The organism is Lysinibacillus sp. F12 (genome assembly GCF_057773605.1).
Genome location: NZ_JBYMLP010000003.1, coordinates 686540 through 706065, shown reverse-complemented (window position 1 = coordinate 706065; position 19526 = coordinate 686540). Strand labels below are relative to the sequence as shown.

The 19526-nt window shown below is 36.2% G+C and carries 20 protein-coding genes; 15 read left to right on the top strand and 5 right to left on the bottom strand.

Going from position 1 to position 19526, the window contains the following annotated elements:
• Window positions 1-4 precede the first annotated feature (4 nt).
• Together AC3CH7_RS17420 and AC3CH7_RS17415 are read right to left on the bottom strand one after the other, a co-directional pair.
• On the bottom strand, window positions 5-1558 hold the full coding sequence (locus AC3CH7_RS17420) for a solute symporter family protein (RefSeq protein ID WP_036161769.1): 1554 nt from the start codon (window positions 1556-1558) through the stop codon (window positions 5-7).
• Entirely contained in the window at window positions 1559-1894 is a 336-nt protein-coding gene (locus AC3CH7_RS17415) for a DUF485 domain-containing protein (RefSeq protein ID WP_012294615.1), read from the bottom strand.
• Between the two features lie 586 nt (window positions 1895-2480).
• On the opposite strand from AC3CH7_RS17415, the gene AC3CH7_RS17410 reads away from it, so the two are divergent.
• The 4 genes from AC3CH7_RS17410 (at window position 2481) to AC3CH7_RS17395 (ending at window position 5450) form a co-directional block, all read left to right on the top strand.
• Entirely contained in the window at window positions 2481-3077 is a 597-nt protein-coding gene (locus AC3CH7_RS17410) for an SCO family protein (protein ID WP_012294613.1), read from the top strand.
• A gap of 317 nt (window positions 3078-3394) precedes the next feature.
• Complete coding sequence (gene catA, locus AC3CH7_RS17405; protein WP_036163740.1) at window positions 3395-4042, top strand: type A chloramphenicol O-acetyltransferase; 648 nt, start codon at window positions 3395-3397, stop codon at window positions 4040-4042.
• 127 nt (window positions 4043-4169) lie between these two features.
• Complete coding sequence (locus AC3CH7_RS17400) at window positions 4170-4667, top strand: DinB family protein (RefSeq protein WP_031416019.1); 498 nt, start codon at window positions 4170-4172, stop codon at window positions 4665-4667.
• Between the two features lie 357 nt (window positions 4668-5024).
• Window positions 5025-5450, top strand: a complete 426-nt coding sequence (locus AC3CH7_RS17395; RefSeq protein WP_031416018.1) for a YfmQ family protein — start codon at window positions 5025-5027, stop codon at window positions 5448-5450.
• A gap of 321 nt (window positions 5451-5771) precedes the next feature.
• Here AC3CH7_RS17395 and AC3CH7_RS17390 read toward each other — a convergent pair whose 3' ends face one another.
• Window positions 5772-6047, bottom strand: coding sequence for a YqhV family protein (locus AC3CH7_RS17390; protein WP_012294608.1), 276 nt, complete (start codon window positions 6045-6047; stop codon window positions 5772-5774).
• A gap of 365 nt (window positions 6048-6412) precedes the next feature.
• On the opposite strand from AC3CH7_RS17390, the gene AC3CH7_RS17385 reads away from it, so the two are divergent.
• Complete coding sequence (locus AC3CH7_RS17385; RefSeq protein WP_036161765.1) at window positions 6413-7768, top strand: FAD-binding oxidoreductase; 1356 nt, start codon at window positions 6413-6415, stop codon at window positions 7766-7768.
• A gap of 304 nt (window positions 7769-8072) precedes the next feature.
• On the opposite strand, the gene AC3CH7_RS17380 is transcribed toward AC3CH7_RS17385, so the two are convergent.
• Together AC3CH7_RS17380 and AC3CH7_RS17375 are read right to left on the bottom strand one after the other, a co-directional pair.
• Complete coding sequence (locus AC3CH7_RS17380) at window positions 8073-8657, bottom strand: hypothetical protein (protein WP_236249523.1); 585 nt, start codon at window positions 8655-8657, stop codon at window positions 8073-8075.
• Window positions 8658-8892: 235 nt separating this feature from the next.
• Complete coding sequence (locus tag AC3CH7_RS17375) at window positions 8893-9525, bottom strand: hypothetical protein (RefSeq protein ID WP_004229970.1); 633 nt, start codon at window positions 9523-9525, stop codon at window positions 8893-8895.
• 251 nt (window positions 9526-9776) lie between these two features.
• Between AC3CH7_RS17375 and AC3CH7_RS17370 the strand changes: the two genes are divergently transcribed.
• From AC3CH7_RS17370 to AC3CH7_RS17325, 10 genes are all read left to right on the top strand, one after another.
• Window positions 9777-10325, top strand: a complete 549-nt coding sequence (locus tag AC3CH7_RS17370; RefSeq protein WP_012294604.1) for a DUF6143 family protein — start codon at window positions 9777-9779, stop codon at window positions 10323-10325.
• 422 nt (window positions 10326-10747) lie between these two features.
• Window positions 10748-11074 (top strand): ArsR/SmtB family transcription factor, encoded by a 327-nt coding sequence (locus AC3CH7_RS17365; protein WP_012294603.1) that lies wholly within the window; start codon window positions 10748-10750, stop codon window positions 11072-11074.
• Complete coding sequence (gene arsB, locus AC3CH7_RS17360) at window positions 11067-12125, top strand: ACR3 family arsenite efflux transporter (RefSeq protein WP_036161760.1); 1059 nt, start codon at window positions 11067-11069, stop codon at window positions 12123-12125. Before AC3CH7_RS17365 ends, arsB begins: the two co-directional genes overlap by 8 nt.
• Window positions 12126-12137: 12 nt before the next feature.
• Window positions 12138-12554 (top strand): arsenate reductase (thioredoxin), encoded by a 417-nt coding sequence (gene arsC / locus AC3CH7_RS17355; protein WP_036161757.1) that lies wholly within the window; start codon window positions 12138-12140, stop codon window positions 12552-12554.
• 330 nt (window positions 12555-12884) lie between these two features.
• Window positions 12885-14240, top strand: a complete 1356-nt coding sequence (locus AC3CH7_RS17350) for an NAD(P)-binding domain-containing protein (RefSeq protein WP_200990356.1) — start codon at window positions 12885-12887, stop codon at window positions 14238-14240.
• 97 nt (window positions 14241-14337) lie between these two features.
• Window positions 14338-14580, top strand: a complete 243-nt coding sequence (locus AC3CH7_RS17345; protein ID WP_289448964.1) for a GNAT family N-acetyltransferase — start codon at window positions 14338-14340, stop codon at window positions 14578-14580.
• Window positions 14581-15248: 668 nt separating this feature from the next.
• Window positions 15249-16316: a DUF4085 family protein gene (locus AC3CH7_RS17340; protein ID WP_488381676.1), complete on the top strand. Its 1068-nt coding sequence runs from the start codon at window positions 15249-15251 to the stop codon at window positions 16314-16316.
• Between the two features lie 186 nt (window positions 16317-16502).
• Entirely contained in the window at window positions 16503-17558 is a 1056-nt protein-coding gene (locus AC3CH7_RS17335; protein WP_325881485.1) for an ankyrin repeat domain-containing protein, read from the top strand.
• Window positions 17559-17727: 169 nt separating this feature from the next.
• Window positions 17728-18489: an alpha/beta fold hydrolase gene (locus AC3CH7_RS17330; protein WP_207889108.1), complete on the top strand. Its 762-nt coding sequence runs from the start codon at window positions 17728-17730 to the stop codon at window positions 18487-18489.
• Window positions 18486-19331, top strand: a complete 846-nt coding sequence (locus AC3CH7_RS17325) for a DUF2785 domain-containing protein (RefSeq protein WP_426388675.1) — start codon at window positions 18486-18488, stop codon at window positions 19329-19331. The genes AC3CH7_RS17330 and AC3CH7_RS17325 overlap by 4 nt, the downstream gene beginning before the upstream one ends.
• Window positions 19332-19526: the final 195 nt, after the last annotated feature.

Genomic DNA, 19526 nt, shown 5'->3' with positions numbered 1-19526 from the left:
AAAATTAATGTGAAATATCAGATACAGAAACGCCAGTATTCGCTTTTACACGAATTTCTTTATAAATACGCTCGGCCTCTTCAGTCGGTACTTTACTAGATGAAAGGACTGATCCCAAATAACCTGCAATAAAGCCTAATGGAATGGTAATAATGGCCGGAACAGCTAGTGGTACAAGTGGCTTACCAACAAAAATAGCTGCACCTTCAACAGGACTCCATACATTTGGTCCCATCGCTCCTAAGATTAAACAAGAAATTAACCCTGTTAGCATGGCTGCTACAGCACCAGTAGAATTGAATTTCTTCCAATAGATAGTATAAAGAATGACAGGTAAATTTGCGGAAGCACCAATACAAAACGCAAATGACACTAGAAACGAAACGTTTAAGCTTTGTGCAAACAGCGCCAAAACAATAGAGACAATTGCAATGGAAATAGAGCCTGTACGTGCTGCAACTACCTGTTGCTTTTCTGTTAATTTTCCACCTTTCATAATTTCTCCATATATATCATGTGAAATCGCGGATGCTCCTGTTAATACTAAGCCAGAAACGACGGCTAAAATTGTTGCAAAGGCTACAGCCCCAATAAATGCCATTAACACATCACCGCCTAAATAATGTGCGAGTAGTGGAGCAGCTGTGTTACCAGCCTTACTTTCAGCTAAAATTTGATCGAGACCGACAAAGTTTAACGCGCCGAATCCTAAAAATATAGTTAACGAGAAGAAGATAGCTGTAATCCAAGTTGTCCATGAAATAGAAGAACGAGCTGTTTTAGCATCTTTTACAGTAAAGAAGCGCATTAATATATGTGGTAAACCGGATGTTCCTAAAACTAGGGCCATCATCATAGAGACAGAATCAATCGTGCTTGTGTATTTAATTCCTGGTACAAGGAATTCCTCCCCATGATCGACTGCAATTGTGTCAAACATTTTCATTAGAGAGAAATCAAACTTCACTAATACTAATATTGCTAATAAGCCTGTCCCGAATAATAGTAGACTAGCTTTAATAATTTGCACCCAAGACGTCGCTGTCATGCCACCGAATAAAACATAAGTAGTCATCATTACACCGACAATTAACACAGCAACCCAATATTCAATGCCGAACAGTAGTTTAATCAATGCGCCTGCACCTACAAGCTGTGCAATCATATAAAGAATCACAATAATAATCGTACCTGATGCAGCTACGCCACGAATTCGCTTTTCATTAAAACGAGCCGTTAACATGTCAGCTAGTGTATAGCGGCCTAAATTGCGCATAGGCTCAGCAATAACGTATAAAAGCACTAAATTGGCTACAACATAGCCCACTGAGAAGAAGAAACCGTCAAAGCCAGTTAAAGCAATCGCACCCGACACCCCAAGAAATGCCGCTGCTGATAAATAATCACCAGCAATGGCAAACCCGTTTTGCCATCCCTTTAATCCGCCGCCAGCTGTGTAAAAATCAGCTGCTGAGGAAGTGCGCTTTGCTGCAATATAGGTAACAACGAGTGTTAAACCAACAATAGCTAAAAAGAAACCAACGGATACAATATTCATTTAGTTACCACCTTTCGTTTGATACTCGGCTAACACAGCAGCTGCAGCTTTATCGAATGAAGCAGCTTTTTTTACATATACTGTACAGAGCACGATAGTCATCACAAATAATCCAGCTGAGTACACCCATACCCCTGTAATATTTCCGAAGAATTTTTGTTGTAGTACAGGCTGGAATGCGAGGATTGGAAGTAGGATATAAAGAATAAGAAACAGTGCTGTAATCGAAAAAAGAAAGGTGTTTTTCTTTTTCACAAAACTATTGAACGATTCCATAGCCTCGATTGCATGATAATCAATAGGTTGTGCTTGTTTTTTACTAGAAACATTCGCCATTATTATTCCCCCTAAAGTTATATATTTCTGTTTTAAACGACATATTTCTTTTTCGTTCGTCGTTATATTCACTTATTTTATGGGGGATATTCTTATAATGCAATACTAAATTTTGAGTTTTTATAATTTTTAGTCATTTCATTTTTATGGTAATAACATAGAAATATTAAGGATTTAATAGAGAAATATTGTTTGAAAGAGAGTGATTATTTTTATTGATATAATATTCTTAAAATAGCTTGCTGCTAATAAAAATGATTGCGGGAGAAAATTTGCACTTAAAAGAGAATTTTCTGTATTTTATTATTCTGCTATTAAAATTCCAGATTCATAATAAGGTGAAGAATCGTTTGTTATATAACAATCGTTATTTTCTTTGGGAAATAACGAAAATAATAAAAAAAAGCTATGAAAAAATTTCTGAAAAAGGAGAGCTATTCGGAAGAATAAGTATGATGGAGTTCCAAAATTAGTTAATGTTCACAACTTACACAAAATGCATTGCTTGCGGAAGTTCATTATCTTGTATTTGGTATCTAGAATGCATAAAATAAGGTGAAGAAATGAAGGGATGTGTGCAATACAAATGAAAAAGAAAAGCATACTGCTAGTTTTAGTACTAGCAATCAGTAGCATTTTAGCTGCTTGCGGAAGTTATAAATTTGAGCCATCTTTAAACATTGAGGTTCAAGATTTTAATGTAACCAATCAAAAAAATGAACAGGTAAGCCTGGATGATTTAAAGGGCAAGCCGTGGTTGGCTATGTTTATTTTTACAAACTGTACAACAATCTGTCCGCCCATGACATTTAATATGACAGAGGTACAGCAGGCACTGCAGGATGAAGGCCTTGAAGATTATCAAATTGTTGCATTTAGTGTAGATCCAGAAGTGGATAAGCCAGATGTATTAACAAACTACCTAAATACGTATAACGTTGCAGATGAAAGCAAGTGGCAGCTACTAACAGGTTATCAGCAAAAATTTATCGAGCAATTTGCACGTAAATCATTCAATTCTTTAGTCAAAAATGATCCTAACTCAGACCAAGTCATACATATGTCGAGCTATTATTTAGTGAATGCAGACGGCACAGTTGTAAAAGACTATGATGGCGCGACGAACGTACCAGTTGAAACAATCGTTGGAGATATGAAGGCACTTATTAAGGAGAGCAAGTAACGCAGAGGTCCATGGGACTTCTGTGTTTTTTTGTGGTCTAGGGAGTCTCCTTCAAAAATGGATTCGTCTCCATTTACTTTCTCAATATTGCATATTAAATGTTATGTATATACGCAAGTAAAAGCCCCTCTCGAAATTCGGTTTTTTACGACAAATTTTGCTATTAAGAAGCTCTAGTATTATGATGATAATTGACTATCCCATCACATATCCTTATACTGTTCTCATATTTCATTTAGAAAAAAGGATGATTTAAATGAAAAAAGCAGTGAAAATTGCCTCCTAAATCCAATAAAACATTTTAGGAGGCGTAAAAAATGGAATTTAATTTGATTGACCGTGAGAATTGGCACCGCAAAGAGTATTTTGAACACTATTTACAACAACAAACAACCTTTAGTATAACGAATGAAATTAATATTACTGTTTTGATGGAGAATTTAAAGAAAAAGAATTTTAAGCTATATCCCGCGTTTATTTTTATGATGACTAAAATAGTCAATGCTCATCAAGAATTCAGAACTAACTTTAACGAAGAAGGGCAATTAGGTTATTGGACGGAAATGTTACCATCTTACACAATTTTTGAAAAACAGTCGTGCACATTTTCTTGCGTTTGGACATCCAATTTAACTCCATTTTCTGAATTTCACAAACAATACGAGCAAGATGTAGATATGTATAAAGGTACAGGTCGAATGTTTCCAAAAATGCCTGTGCCAGAAAACAATATCCCAATCTCTATGATTCCTTGGTGTTCCTTTACTGGATTTAATTTGAACATTCATAATGGTGGAGATTACCTACTACCAATTATAACCGGCGCTCAGTATACGCGTATAAATGGGGAGTACCACCTACCAATCTCCCTACAATTTCATCATGCCGTTTGTGATGGTTATCATGCAGGTATCTTTATGAATGAGCTGCAAGGACTTGCTGATAATAGTGCGGAGTGGCTATAGTTTTTTTATGAAAGAAGCTGTGATTACAGCTTCTTTTTATTGCCGTAAGCATAAAGCCAAGTCTAGTGAGAGCTTTCTATTTGAATGGAATTTATAGTATGCTAACCAAAAGGGAGGAGAGGAATCTATGATTAAACAACTGATTATCGGCGACACATTGCATGAATTAGCCGCTACACGCCGCATTTTGGAACGTTTGCCTGAGGAGCACCTGTCGTGGAAGCCGCACGAGAAATCGATGACACTTGGTGGGTTAGCCACACATTTAATCAACTTACTGAACTGGCAAATCGCAATACTTCAGCACTCAGAGTTTGATCTTTTGACAGTACCGCTGAGAAGGGAGCCAATAGATAAGCAAGCTTCCATTCTGAATGAATTTGATGAAAACGTAGACAAGCTTGAAAAGTTGCTAGCTGAATGTAACGAGAAGCTGCTTGCTGAAGAATGGACATTACGTCAAGGTGAACATATCATCCGCAGTCAGCCACGAGCCATGGCGTTCCGTACCTTTGGATTAAGCCATATGATTCACCATAGAGCGCAAATCGGAGTATATTTACGCCTTCTCAATATTCCGGTGCCCGGCAGCTACGGTCCCTCGGCTGATGAAGAAGCACCATGAATGAAGTTTCTTAATTCGATAAGAGCAGAATCTTAATCTACCAATGATAAAAAGGAATGTCCAAAACGAATTGTCTTAAAAAGGACAAAAAGTTTTGGGCTTTTTATATTTTGCTGGATTAATAGGGTATTAGAAGTATTAGATTTACTTCGATACATGACATACCAGAGATGTTATTAGTACATAAGTGGATGGTCAAAAAAATTAAAAATTGGAGGGTGATAAATAATATAAATCCCTTATCATTGAAAGGTGGATGATAAACATCAATATAGCGTAATTACTGATTAATGAGAAATGAAATTATTAATATAGTAGTAGCTATTAAGAAAAAATAGCTGAAAGAGTTGATAGGATATGACAACGGGATTGATAATTACAATAGTGATTGGATCTATTATTAAATTGTTAATGAGCCCACCAAGTATAGCTGTGGCGTGGCTAGTAAATAAATTTGAGCTTCATAAAGAACTCGACTCAAAAGAGGTTACGATCTCATTTAAGGGAAAGAATTTAGAAGAGAGAGAAAAAATAAGATTTATAGACTTTTTTAACAAAGCTATCTTTTTGAAAAAATATTATATATTTCCGGGCAATGAAAAATTATTTTTACAGCCTGAGACGAATGTTACACCTTTTATCATCAACTTAAAAAGTGGTAAAAAAGATGTGAATTTCTTAATTTTTCCCTACGACAATCATGTGGATGTAGTCAGGAAGCGTAAGGAGAAAGTGATTTCATATAGTCTAAGTTCAGAAAGTCTACAAAACTTCACTATTTAAACTTCTAATGCGATTTTCGAAAAAATAGGGATTTGGTCGTACTTCGGTTATCGGTGCGAATCCCTTTTTTTATACGAAATTATAGAGGGATAGAATAGGACATAGTTTTGTAGTGAATGTACTTGGTATCTTAATGGGTATTCTGGATGATGCGTTCAATGTTGCTTCTATCCTCCAAAGGCTTCTACAAGAAGTGATTCATATAAAATTAGAAAATGATGGGACGGTTTGAGGTAGATGTTATGACTTTTTAAAGAGAAGAGTTAGTTTTAATATATAAGGGCGCTTTCCTGGAAAGTGCTTTTTTAGATTCATTTATTATTACTTAATATGTGAGCTTATTATAATAAGGGTAATTCCCGTAAATAGGCAAATGATTCTCGTCACAGGAATTTTATCAGCTAATCCAAATAATGCAATTGCAGTCGTGACAATTAAAACGGTTGGGCCAAACAAAGCAAGCATTGTATTAATATAGAATGCTTTTTCCAAGTTATTCAGCTTCAGCATTAACAATCCAGCACTAACTTCAATACTTCCAGATAATACACGTAAAATAACCATAGCAAGAAGCGATTTATCAATTATTGTCATCATCCTATCTTTATAGATAATTTTCGCTTATTTTATAATTTCATGATTAGGCTAATAATAGACTCCTGTTTTCAAGCAATATTAAAATCAATATATGTAGGATTCATATTTAATATTCTTTTTATCTGATACTTTAAAGTTATTAAGTTAATAGGTAAATTTCTAGTTTTATTGTAGGTAAGGTTAGAATTTATCCTAATTACAAACAAATTATTAATAGTATAAAAATCTACTTGTTTTCGAGCACAACTTTTGAAGTGATTGATACCCCTGAGAACTTCAATCATACGTCCCTAATACCTACACCCTTTTGAAGCCAAAGAATACGATAATAAAAAACTATTATTGTATTAGTAGAGGTGACTGAAATGGAACAAGATTTTAAGCTTTTAAAAGGATTAACAGGTGAAGTGATAACGATAAAAAATCCTAATTATGATGAAGCACGACAAGAATGGAATCGAGCTAATCAGAAATTCCCGCTGGTAATTGTATATTGTGAAATAAAGCAGGATGTTGTTAACGCCGTTCTTTGGGCACGTAGACATTGCATCGGAATTCGCATTAGGTCGGGTGGACATCATTATGAGGGATATTCCTCTGGTGATTTTGTATTGGTAATTGATATAAGTCGCTTAAATGCAATGAGTTTGGAGAAGAAGGAAGATGTATTAACAATCGAAGCAGGAGCAAAAAATTCAGACGTATATGATTTTATAGGTTCAAATGGATATGTTTTTCCAGGGGGAACTTGCCCGACCGTTGGAGTTTCTGGCTTTACACTGGGTGGAGGTTGGGGATTCTCCAGTCGACTTTATGGTCTAGGGTGTGACAGTTTGATTGAACTTGAATTGGTAGATTTTGAGGGAAGAATCATAAAGGCAAATAAAAATTGCAACTCTGATCTTTTCTGGGCTTGTCGTGGTGCTGGTGGAGGTAATTTTGGGGTGGTTGTAAGCATGACTTTTCAGTTACCAAAACCAATAAAAGGCCCTGTCACATTAATTAGATTCTTTTATGTAAATACTACAAAGGCTAAGCAACTAGAAGTTATGGATATTTGGCAAAACTGGTTACCTGAATTGGATAAACGAATGACTTTGGTTGCAAGCTTTTATAACACTGAGGAAGAAGGGTTAGGTATTTTTGCAACAGGATTTTTTTACGGTTCTTCAAGATTGGCAAAGAAAATTTTACAACCTTTTGCAAAAATAGAGGGTTTTCGAATGAACTTAGAAGAATTATCCTTTCTAGAAGCAGTGAAAAGGGTAGAGGCAACTTATCCACCGTTTGAAAAATTTAAATCAACGGGTAGGTTTGTTCAAAGGAGCTATACATCCGATGAGCTCGAAAATATTGGAAGACTTGTGGAAAGCCCTCCCAATGGTTCAGTTTATGCAGCTATATCCTTTTATGCACTAGGGGGAGCAATCAATAACATAGATAAAAATGAAACGGCCTTTTACTATAGAGATGCTAAATATATCATGGGCATTCAGTCTGTATGGATAGACGATAGGTATGCTAAGGGAAATCAGGAATGGGTTCGTGAACGCTTTGAAATTATTAAAAAGATGACAAAAGGTTCCTATGTGAACTTTCCCATTAGTCATCTTAAAAATTTTGAGAAAGAGTATTTCGGAGGCAATGCACAGAGGTTGAATCGAGTAAAAAGTAAGTATGATCCCTTGAATGTATTTAGGTTTCCACAGGGGTTAAAGTGAAATAGAAAATTAGGATAGATTTTAAAATGATAAAAGTAAAGTGAACACCAAATTAACACTACACCACAGTTTAGTAGTTACTACTAACTGTGGTGTAGTTTTGCTGGGGCCAGTTTAGACATCCCTCAGCTCTCACTCAGTTCCATTCAATAGCGAATAATGGTTCGATGTGAAACCCCGTATTTCTTTGCAATCTCCTGAGTGGTTCATTATGGATTATAAATATTTTATACATACAATGATTGAAGGAATAAATAGAACTCAATCACCTTCATTATCCTAAATAACAGTAGGTGAAGTTGAATTATTTTTTAGTTACTATATGAATACCTGCACTTGCAGTACCAATTAAATTAACTGGGAAGTTTACCATTATTGATGAGATATAAAATACCATTAATAAACAATCTCCAACTGATATAGATAAGGGTGAAATATTACTTGATGCGAAAGCAATTTGTCCGAAGGTTACTACTGGTAATGTTATAGGGGGAGTTAAATCAACAAAGGCACTTGTACCAGTGAACATATTACTTCCAACGGGTGCATGAAAAATTTGAGCTCGGATTGTAACAGATCCTTCTACTAAAGGTAATGATCCTAATGGAGAAAATGACGCTGAGATAGCTGTAATGTTACCATCACTAGGAACTGTGAAGGCTTCACTCGTGTTTCCATTTAAGTTAATGACATTATTTATAATCGAAACGGTATTTGCAGTACCGAACCCTATACTACTTGCAAGTCCAACTAGAGCTTGAATATGTGATGTTGAATTTCCAGTTGAGAATGCAATTATAGTGTTATCAGTAGGAGAAGAAGGGTTTATACAGTTGGTTTCTGTAGCCATAAATGGTCCGGAGTTATCGCATGCTCTAAATGTTGACAATCTACTATTATACCGACAATTATCCATACAAGAACTTATCCCCTTTCTATTTATAATATGTAGTAAAGAGTATTAGACATGAACAATCACCTTATGTATGGATATTTTAATGTAGTAAAAACACTTTCAAATGGTTCACAAATGAACAACATATACTATAGATAAGAAAGACCACATTGCGCGACAAGTGATCCTTCTTGTTTATACGTCCAATTAATTTATAGGAAACCCAGTTTTAGTCATCGCATGTATATTTAAATTCCGGATTAGTCTGAATAAAATAGCCACTTCTAACTTGCCCTGCCCAATTCTGCAGTGCTTCTTTCCATGCTACACTTTCAAAAAATTCATCTACTGTCGTTGTTTCAGAAAACCAAATTAATGGAGTGAAGGGTGCAAGGGGTCCCGCATCACCCCAAATCCCCCCAGCTTTAATAGTACTTTGTTTCACAAGAAGCAAAGGGAGCCCGTGTTGAAAAGACATGGAAGGTTCTATTTGCATGAAAGGTGAATAGGGCTCTAATTGATCCGTACGACGTGTTGGTTTTAAAAGGGCAGCTATAGTTCCGTAACTAGAGTTTACAATTCTACGGACATTTTCTAAAGTGGTGTTAGGATACTGGTCTGTATTTGGTAGTGTTCTAGGGAAAAGAAGCACCTCTTTTATTTCATTAAACATGCGAATAATGAATCGCTGCTCTTGTGATAATGGTGGTTGCGATGGTCCCAGAGTAAATAGGTTTTGGTGGCTAAAAAAAATGGGTATACGGAAAAAAGCACTCGCTGCCTCATTGAAATCATCTACAGCTTTATAAAATTGATCTATTTCATTATTAGTAGCATTTTTTCTAGTTTTATTCTCACTCAATTTTTTATCAACTCCTCTCCATAACTTATTCATAAGTTGGAAGTGAGGGGTGTGTTTACATACAAAGTTCACTATTCATTTTTGTATTCATGAATAATTTTAAATAGATATTTAATTCTAGAGTTATATTTTTTCATGAAAAAATATAATGAAGCTAATTATTCGTCTGTTCAACATTTTTGTTTCAGAAAAATCTTTATCTGCACATTTTATATTAATTTACATAAATTGTAGAAAGGAGTGTTGTTCTTATGATGAATCATGATCGAATGATTAAGGCTGTTAATATACCTAATCCATTATATCAATCATTACAGGGGAGATATTTTGTAGGACAAACTGAAGCGATTTGTTTCGGACAAGGAAAAAATGCTTGGGGTAGTTTAAGTAACCCCCATCATTCAAATGTAGATCTATTTGTCAATGCGTTTACCATAACGAATCACTCAAATCAACCTTTTGTAGCTGAAATCTGGTTTAACGCAATTCCACCTGGAAATCCAATGGTTTCGAAAAATGTGACACCTTCAAACACAGCCATTTCTCCACTTCCAAAGCCGGAGGTGAACATCAAATTTGCTGAACTTGTTAATGGACTACCTAAGAATGGAATCAATGCGTTTAAGCGAATAGTACCCCCGCAAAGTACTTTAGTTAGTGATGAAGATGGAAAATATATTTTCCCATCGGGTGAATCATTTGTCATTTTTTTAGTTGCACCAGACAATGAATATATTGAGGCAGAAGTTGCATTTGGATGGTTTGAAAAAACGGTTAGGAAAAAGAAAATTATTAACTAAAATTCGAATATTAATATTTACTTAGTTCATATTTTAATAAAAGAGTTCTGACGGTGGATGCTTAACCTTCTTACTTATAGAAGATTTTCCATTAGAAATAACTCCGAAAAAATGGAATAGCCTTGTGTATTCGCACCAAAAAAACAGGTATCTATAGGTTTCGTTTCAGGATGAATATGTACTTTGGTCAGACAGTAATGGAATAATGGTTAAACAAAACAAAGCACAGTAACTAAGAAGCGGTGCTTTGTTTTGTTTACAACACAATAATTTTTAATATCTATAAAAATTTTTATTGCAATTTCCAATCAGTGTACATAATATAAGTGTATAGTTATATAAAAATTTATTCACCTGAATTGGTTAGGTGATTTTATTTAAAATAATATATAAGTAAATAGTTATATAAGGAGTGCAGATACATGGAAAATACACTAATTGAAAAACAATTAAAAGCAGCAGCAGATTTGAATCGCATTAAATTACTTGCATGCATGAAAAATGGGGAGGTATGTGTATGTGATTTTGTGGAGGTGTTAGGAATATCACAACCAGCCGTTAGTCAGCATCTACGAAAATTAAAGGAGGCAGGCATTATTACGGAACGAAAAGTAGGGACTTGGAAACATTACCGTTTAGTAGAGGATCAAACGCCATTGATGAAGGGGATTTTAGAACAAATTCAACCTTTAAACGGGTGCAACTGTGGCACAGATTGTTGCCATATAGGAGGGACTGATCATGCGTAATGAATCTTTAACCAAACAGCTTTCTTTTCTAGATCGTTACCTTACCCTTTGGATATTCGTTGCAATGGGTATCGGTGTCGTATTAAGTATCACCATGCCCAATATCGGCGAAGCATTAGAGGCCATGTCTATTGGTACAACGTCCATACCGATTGCAATAGGGTTAATTGTTATGATGTATCCACCATTAGCGAAAGTAAAATATGAAGAAATGTGGCGCGTGTTTAAGGATTGGAAGGTGCTTTTGCTATCCCTTTTTCAAAACTGGTTACTCGGACCGTTCTTAATGTTCTTTTTAGCCATCATCTTCCTGCATGATTATCCTGAATATATGGCTGGACTCATTATGATTGGCTTAGCTCGCTGTATAGCAATGGTCATTGTATGGAACGATTTAGCCCGTGGAGACCGGGAATACGTCGCTGGACTCGTTGCTTTTAACTCCATCTTTCAAATCGTGACATATTCTATTTTTGCTTATTTTTTCTTAAATGTATTGCCTGGTTGGTTTGGTTTAGAGAATTTCCATGTATCCATTTCTATGTGGGAGATTACTAAGAGTGTACTTATTTACTTAGGTATCCCGTTTGCTGCAGGGTTCCTCACACGATGGATAGGGATTAAAACAAAAGGGAAACAGTGGTATGAAGAAAAGTTCTTGCCAAAGATTTCACCACTTACTTTAATTGCACTGTTATTTACGATTATGATGATGTTTGCTTTAAAGGGTGAGCAATTAGTAGAACTGCCACTTGATGTAGTGCGAATTGCTATTCCATTATTTATTTACTTTGTGGTGATGTTTGCTGTGTCATTCTTCTCTTCTCGTAAAGCAGGTGCTTCTTATCCTGTCACAGCAGCTCTTTCTTTTACAGCTGCAAGTAACAACTTCGAGCTAGCGATCGCCGTGGCAGTTGGCGTGTTTGGCCTTCACAGTGGCGTGGCATTTGCTGCTGTTATTGGTCCACTTGTAGAAGTACCTGTTCTCATCGGACTTGTATGGGTTGCCTTACGTTGGCAGAAAAAATACTTTAAAACCGTTGAATTGTAAGGAGCAATTTTTATGACAAATACACTTTATTTCTTATGTACGGGGAACTCATGCCGAAGTCAAATGGCTGAAGGATGGGCAAAAAAATTACTCCCTACTAATTGGACTGTAGAAAGTGCTGGGATCGAAGCACATGGCGTAAATCCGAAGGCCATTAAAGCGATGGCAGAGGTAGGGGTTGATATTTCGGATCACACATCAGATTTAATTGATTTTGAGACATTAAACAATGCCACATTAGTTGTTACGTTATGCGGTGATGCCGCTGATAAATGCCCAATGACTCCACCGCACGTACGTCGTGAGCATTGGGGATTTGAAGATCCAGCGAAAGCGACAGGAACAGATGAAGAGAAATGGACTGTATTCCAAAATGTACGTGATGCAATCGGCAAACGCATTGAGCAATTTGTAGCTGATGAGCTGTAATTGAATGGAGGATTAAAAATGACAGTGATTCATGCTAGCGTATGAACTCTAGACTATTTTATCGCTTATTTAATAGTTATTATGAATAGTAGAGAGCACACATTGAGTCAGGCCAAAGAGTTCGCTTTTGATTTTTTTGAAGAAGCCTTGGATTGTTACGGCGCTTCGACATGGTTGCAATTTAAAAGTGCTGTAAAAGAAATTGATAAACGATATGTGAAATGTGTTAATTACACATGCAAAGTTTAAACGTCTAGCTAACTGCTAGACGTAAAAAATATATTATATATAAGAGAATGCTTATATAAAGAAAAAGAGGAGAAGGTAATAATGAAAACACTAAATATAATCAACCAAAATGGCTCTTGTTGTACTACTACAAAGGATATTGAAGTACAGAAGAGTGTTAATAAATCCAACAAGAATTTACCGATTGTCATAATTGGCGCAGGTCCTATTGGATTAGCTGCAGCTGCTCATTTAGTGGAACAAAAGCAAGCATTTATTTTACTTGAGGCTGGGCGTGAAATAGCACACAATATTCGTACCTGGGGGCATGTTACACTATTTTCACCATGGCGATATAATATTAATAAAGCAGCTAAAGCTTTATTAGATGACTCCGGATGGGTAGCACCTAATTTAGATACGTTACCGACAGGACATGAATTAATTGATCTTTATTTAAAGCCTTTTTCTGAGCTAGTACAAATGAAGCCGAACATTCAGTTGAACGCAAAAGTAGTAGGGATTTCACGACAGTTGAATGATAAGATGAAGACAAAAAATCGAGTTGAACAGCCCTTTACTATTTATATTGAACAAGAGAATGACATCCGTATGATTGAGGCGAGAGCAGTTATTGATGCAACGGGTACATGGGGAAATCCCAACCCAGCAAATTCTACAGGTGTATGGCTACAAAGTGAAAAGGCATTAGCCAATCACATTGAATATGGTATCCCAGACATTGCTACGAATACTAAGAGATATGCCAATAAGAAGATTGCAGTTATTGGAGGTGGTCATTCAGCTATTAATACATTATTGGCGCTTTCGGAATTACAAACAGAGAATCCTGCAACCAAGCTAGTGTGGATTATGCGTAAAAAGTCTGTAGAAGAAGCCTATGGTGGCGAAGAAAAAGATGCATTAGCAGCCCGTGGCACACTTGGTATTCGCATTCATGAATTAGTGGATACAGGTAAGATTGAAGTAATAACACCTTTCTATATCTCACAGGTGAAGAAAGTTGAGAACATCCATATTGTTGGTGCAATGAACGGAGAACAAAAAGTATTAACAGGATTTGAAGAGCTTATTGTCAATGCAGGAAGTAGACCAGACCTTTCAATTAACAGTGAATTACGGCTTTCCATTGATTCAGCAACTGAAAGTGCGCATTCCTTAGCACCATTAATTGATCCAAATGTGCATAGTTGTGGCACAGTAAGAGCACATGGAGAAGAAATTCTACGCCAACCAGAAAAGGACTTCTATATAGTCGGAGCTAAAAGCTATGGACGTGCACCAACTTTTTTAATGGCAGCAGGCTACGAACAAGTTCGTTCCATAACAGCTTTTTTATCAGATGATGAAGAAGCTTCAAAACGTGTGGAATTGGAGTTACCTGAAACCGGTGTATGTGGAATAAATCTTGCCGGTCCATCAAATTCATGTTGTTAATGATTCCGACTGTTAGCGAAAGCTAGCAGTCCTTTTAAAATAATAAGGAGGGAATTAGGATGGACACACTCATTATTCGTAAAATGGAAAAGAAGGATTGAAAGAGGAATTACAGATTGATAAAGAAGGAATCGAAACAGGGTTGGCAACCTTTAAAATAATTGTGCCAAGTGAACAGGTAAGGGATGAAAGACAACATGCAACATTGCGTTTTGTTGCAGAAGAAGACAATAGGGTAGAGGGTTGGATTGGCATTTCCCCTGTCTCTACACGGTCGTCTTCGATGCAACATGAAAAGATAAATCGAGGAATGACGTTTATAGAATTAGGATTTCCCTAACATTGTAATGCCGCATTAACTACATCAAGTTGTATGTGTAAAAAATCGCTTGAAAAGTGCAAAATATCTCCTGAAGCAACCTGTCCTAGATTAGAAAGGGTTAGCTTTATAGATGATTATAAAAGTAAATAGCTATTCGCTACAGTGTTATATAACCCTTATCAAACTATATGGAGAAAATAATTAAAATGTGTCTTATGCTTAAAGAAGTACTTGTGTAGAAACTTTCTTAAATATAGAGCTGGGTATAGAAATAAAATTACATACAACTACGAGCTTTTAAATGGCGGAAAATTTGGTATTATTTTGGTTTGGTGGTCTGTTTTTTTGAAATGAGGAGATATTATTTTTTAATGGGTATGGGCGTGATTATTTCAATAGCTGCCGTGATGGCTTGTGGCAAAAATAAATAATGTTTTAAGAAATAGTACTAAATTCACTACATATTCATTTTAGATAAATTTCCAAAACCAAATTTTGAAATCAATGAAATATTCTTTAAACAGCTATTTATGCAATACATAAACAGGTCTACTATAAGTACTTTTCAAGAGTATGCTGAGTGTGTACTCAGCATAGAAACCTGTATATTAGACACTTTAAAACTACATTTTTTTATCGTTCATATACTTTAAATAACAGGCATTACAGCTAAAAGGAGTGGGATGATGTTTTTCTTAACATGTGAACGTCAGGAAGTATTCAACGCAGCACAAACATATCCATTTGAAGAGGAGTTCGATGGCGAATTTGAAGATCATTTATACGAGTATTTAACTGCGTATATAGATGTCTTACCACAAAAGTTTCAATCCGGAATGATTGAACGAACTCTATTTGGAAATGATACTTTAATGAAAGAGTTTCAAGAGTGGTGCAATGTGACAATGGAGCAGTTCATAACTATGAGTAATGCTATTTATGAAGAGCGTGAAGCAATTGTGGAAAGCTTTCATTCGTCTGCAAAAACTGTTTTTTCACAATCATTGCACGATGGAGAAATTTTGAATGCTGAGCAACAAGGAAATAATTTTATGCTTTTATTAGATATGAGTAACGGGTTTACAGTCGAGTCAATGGTCCAATTAGTTTTTCATGATGCCCATATAGAGGGTTATCTTGAAGGCTATTACGTGTATGACGAACTAATAAAGTTTGAAGGTAGATATGCCTTACGAGTTTTATCTAGCTTTGGTAGCCCTTATGCTGAATGTACGATTTTCTTCAAAGATGTGACAGCAAAATACTTGTATCGTCCTGCAGTTTATATTGAACCAGGAGGAGTCGCTACGTGGGATGATTATGTTATTGCACTAAACCTAGATGATAAACATTATATTGTAAAAGATACGCATTTTGTAGAGATTAATATGGCTAATATTTCGCAATCGGATAATGGGATTTTTGCTGGAGGAGTATTACTAGGTGATACTTTTGAGGAGGCAAGAGAGCGGATTTATTGTGCTACTTATGAAGATCCATATGCTCATTTTAGTGAGCCTATACCGGCTGATGAGCTGTTATCTGCTATGTTTGATTTAGACCAAAATATACGTGTGCGTGCCTTCAACACAATCTTTGCATTAGGAAAGGATGCCGCATATATCGCTAATGATGTGCTTCGTAAAGTCGATATAAACACAGATGAAAATATGTATTTTAATATTATTGCCAACCATTTCAATCAACTCGGTTGTTTAGAGGAGGATGTAAAACTGAAATGGCATAGTGAATAAGAAGAGTGCTGTTCAAAACGTTCAGTGATTGAACAGCCTTTTTTAGTATTATGGATAGTTGACACAACCAATCCCTCCTCCATGCCAAAAAAGAAATTAAAACATGGTAAAATATAGAATGGTATATAGTGAGTAAATGACGTGATGAATTGTATTCAAAAATCTAATGTGAGGAGGAAAATACATATGGCGAGGAAGAGAAAAACGTTACCGAAAAATTTTAGTGAACTAATTGAAGCAGGTGATATTGCGGCATTACAAGCGGTATTTACCAAATGCGAGCTAGATGCATATGGCGGTTATAGTAAAACAACAGCCTTAAGCTTTTTCGATGTACCGGATGAATTGGTTCGCTGGCTGGCGGAACAGGGAGCAAATATAAATGCGAGAGACAATTACAAAAGAACAGCTTTACATAATCAGGCAATAAATTGGCGGGGGAATATTGAATTGCTTCTTGAGTTAGATGCGGATATAGAAGCCTTGGATTATCAAAATGAAACACCTTTATTTGCTGCGGCTGCTTTTTTTAAACCAAATGCGGTGCGCACATTGGTTTCTAAAGGAGCAAATATAAGAGCGGTAAATATGTTGAATGAGACGCCTTTGGACAAAGCTTTAGCAGTATGTAGAAATATAAATATTGTTGATCTAGTGGAAGTTTCTGAGATTTTTTTGAGCGCAGGTATAGTTGTAACGCCGGAAATGAAAAATTCTATCAAGCGAATTGGAAAAGACTTTGAATTCCATAGAGAAGGTTTTAATAAAGAATATTTGAAAGAAACGGATGAGGCACTTTCCCGTCTTTATGAGCTATTTGATGTTTCACCTGTAGAGAAGCGAAAAACGCATGATGGTAAGTCTAAAATAACAGTATGTACAAAGGGCTGGCAGGCACAACATAATGAACTTTGGGATTTACTAATTGCTTCGCAAGGACATGCCCAAACTGTACAAGGAGAGGTTATTCGTATTACTGGTAAAGTCTCATACGAAATTTTACATAATGGCGGCATCAACTGGGATAATGATTTTCGTAAAATGCTCAAAAGTTTGAACCATTACATTAGCTTAGGTACACCATTACATCCCGCTGCACTTCAGGAATCTATCACTTTAGCGAAAGAACTTTACAAAGGTGATGGAGATAAGGAGCCTGCGAGACTATGCGAGTTAGCAGTGCAATGGGTACTTAGCAATCCAAATCCAATTATTTTAGAACAGCCCGAATATAAGCGCTAACATATTTAAAGAATCCAATAACCATTTTTATAAACAATACTATCCCCTTTTTCTAAGCACTTAACGGCAATGAAGGGCTTTGGAAAATTACCCCTTAGTTGCATAAACGGACCTTTTTTATATTGTAGAAATAATAATGTAAAGCTTATAATTTAATTAGGTGATTAAAATGACGATACGACATAAAAAGATAATCAATTTCTATAATAGGCGTATACGGTTCAATAAATATCGTAAAAATACACCCAGCGTAATCTTTATTGCCGGGTTAGGCGATAGCCATGAAACATGGAAAAAGGTCCAAGATCGAATATCGGAAGAAACGTCCACCTTGTCCTATGACAGGGCGGGTATTGGCAGGAGTCAAGACGTAGCTGTTCCGCGAACTTGCTGTGATCTTGTTGAGGAGCTCTCCGAATTGGTACAAGCGCTTGATGTGGAGAAGCCTTATATATTAGTAGGCCATTCCTTTGGTGGATTGGTCGCCAGATTGTATACCAGTCTTTATCCGCTGGACATCTGTGGTATGGTTTTGGTTGACGCTGCACCGGAATATAAAGAACTTGCCTATGAAAAGGTTCTACCAGAAAATCTACTTGCAGGAAATAGGGAATATTTCGAGAACCCTATGTTAAATAGTGAGAAAATTGATAAAATACAGAGTTATAAGCAAATCGTTGATTATTCAAACCAAAGTGATATCCCTCTCTCAATTATTACAAGAGGTTTACCCGATACTAATGAAAATGAAGGTGGATGGCCCTCACAAGAAATATTAGGAATTGAACAAAGTCTACAAGCAGAATTCCAATGGCTGTCAACGTCTAGTAAGTTCCGGATTGCTAGTCGTAGTGGACATTATATACATCATGATGAGCCTGATATTGTAATAGAAGAGATTATATTCATGTTAAAGGAGATGGGAAAATGAGCGACATAAGGTTTAAACTTATGGAGGATTTACAAAGAATTGAGGAGAATGCGTATCAGTTAGGCGAAGGTGAGCAGCATCAAGATTTCTTACCTTTGTTACTTCAATATATCGGTGATCCTCAGCCAGAATTGCGGGATAACTTGATTTATCCGATGTTTTATATGTGGATTAAGGAAGAGAATAGGTTCAGTGAAGAGGAGTTGCGTAGTCTCTTAACTGTTCTGACGGATGAGAACCATTTGTTCTATAAAATTGGCAGTGAGGAGGATCAGTCAGTTTTTACAAGGACGTTTTCTGCCTTGCCTATCGCTTTGATTATACAACGCCACAGACAGAATCCATTTTTAACTCAAGAAGAAATTGAGCAATTAATGCGAGACATGCTCCGTTATTACAAGGAGGAGAAGGATCTGCGGGGTTACCTTTCAGTAGGAGGCTGGGCTCACAGCGCGTCTCACGGTGCAGATGTTTTTGTTGAGCTGGTGCAGTGCGAGGAGAGCAGCGTTGCAATGCTACGTGAGGTGCTTGTCGCTATATCTAGCATGCTCCATAATGGAATACATATTTTTAGTGATGAGGATGATGAGCGGTTGGTCAATATCGTGGATACAATGATTGACAAAGAATTACTTCCACATCAAGAAATTGCTGATTGGATTAGCTGCTTAGCGCAATGCTGCAATTTGCCGAGAAGTCGCAGTCAGGTGATTGCTCGCGTGAACAGCAAGAATTTTTTACGCAGTCTCTATTTCAGAAGGGGACAAGATAGCCGAGGAAATGAGCTTAATACTGCCATACTTGGCACTGAGGCAAAATTAAACAGGTTTTCTATCAGTTAAAGGATTAAGGGGTTGTCCTAATCCTTGGATTTGGCTGAGAAGCGCTGTTTTTTGTTACATGGATGGCTAATGGAGTAGAATAATTGAATTAGGCTAAATTGCTACATTCAATTTTAGTATCGAGGAATTACGCTTTGTAGAATTAGAATTTTTCGAACATTGTAATGCCGCATTTTCTTAAACTACAACAAGTGG

Excerpts from the sequence above, each read along its gene's own strand:
- AC3CH7_RS17395 (WP_031416018.1), top strand. The coding sequence starts at position 5,025 with ATGACAACGGGATTGATAATTACAATAGTGATTGGATCTATTATTAAA.
- AC3CH7_RS17410 (WP_012294613.1), top strand. The coding sequence starts at position 2,481 with ATGAAAAAGAAAAGCATACTGCTAGTTTTAGTACTAGCAATCAGTAGC.
- AC3CH7_RS17335 (WP_325881485.1), top strand. The coding sequence starts at position 16,503 with ATGGCGAGGAAGAGAAAAACGTTACCGAAAAATTTTAGTGAACTAATT.
- AC3CH7_RS17330 (WP_207889108.1), top strand. The coding sequence starts at position 17,728 with ATGACGATACGACATAAAAAGATAATCAATTTCTATAATAGGCGTATA.
- AC3CH7_RS17400 (WP_031416019.1), top strand. The coding sequence starts at position 4,170 with ATGATTAAACAACTGATTATCGGCGACACATTGCATGAATTAGCCGCT.
- AC3CH7_RS17325 (WP_426388675.1), top strand. The coding sequence starts at position 18,486 with ATGAGCGACATAAGGTTTAAACTTATGGAGGATTTACAAAGAATTGAG.
- AC3CH7_RS17350 (WP_200990356.1), top strand. The coding sequence starts at position 12,885 with ATGAAAACACTAAATATAATCAACCAAAATGGCTCTTGTTGTACTACT.
- AC3CH7_RS17365 (WP_012294603.1), top strand. The coding sequence starts at position 10,748 with ATGGAAAATACACTAATTGAAAAACAATTAAAAGCAGCAGCAGATTTG.
- AC3CH7_RS17415 (WP_012294615.1), bottom strand. The coding sequence starts at position 1,894 with ATGGCGAATGTTTCTAGTAAAAAACAAGCACAACCTATTGATTATCAT.
- catA (WP_036163740.1), top strand. The coding sequence starts at position 3,395 with ATGGAATTTAATTTGATTGACCGTGAGAATTGGCACCGCAAAGAGTAT.
- arsC (WP_036161757.1), top strand. The coding sequence starts at position 12,138 with ATGACAAATACACTTTATTTCTTATGTACGGGGAACTCATGCCGAAGT.
- AC3CH7_RS17370 (WP_012294604.1), top strand. The coding sequence starts at position 9,777 with ATGATGAATCATGATCGAATGATTAAGGCTGTTAATATACCTAATCCA.
- AC3CH7_RS17385 (WP_036161765.1), top strand. The coding sequence starts at position 6,413 with ATGGAACAAGATTTTAAGCTTTTAAAAGGATTAACAGGTGAAGTGATA.
- AC3CH7_RS17340 (WP_488381676.1), top strand. The coding sequence starts at position 15,249 with ATGTTTTTCTTAACATGTGAACGTCAGGAAGTATTCAACGCAGCACAA.
- AC3CH7_RS17420 (WP_036161769.1), bottom strand. The coding sequence starts at position 1,558 with ATGAATATTGTATCCGTTGGTTTCTTTTTAGCTATTGTTGGTTTAACA.
- AC3CH7_RS17390 (WP_012294608.1), bottom strand. The coding sequence starts at position 6,047 with ATGATGACAATAATTGATAAATCGCTTCTTGCTATGGTTATTTTACGT.
- arsB (WP_036161760.1), top strand. The coding sequence starts at position 11,067 with ATGCGTAATGAATCTTTAACCAAACAGCTTTCTTTTCTAGATCGTTAC.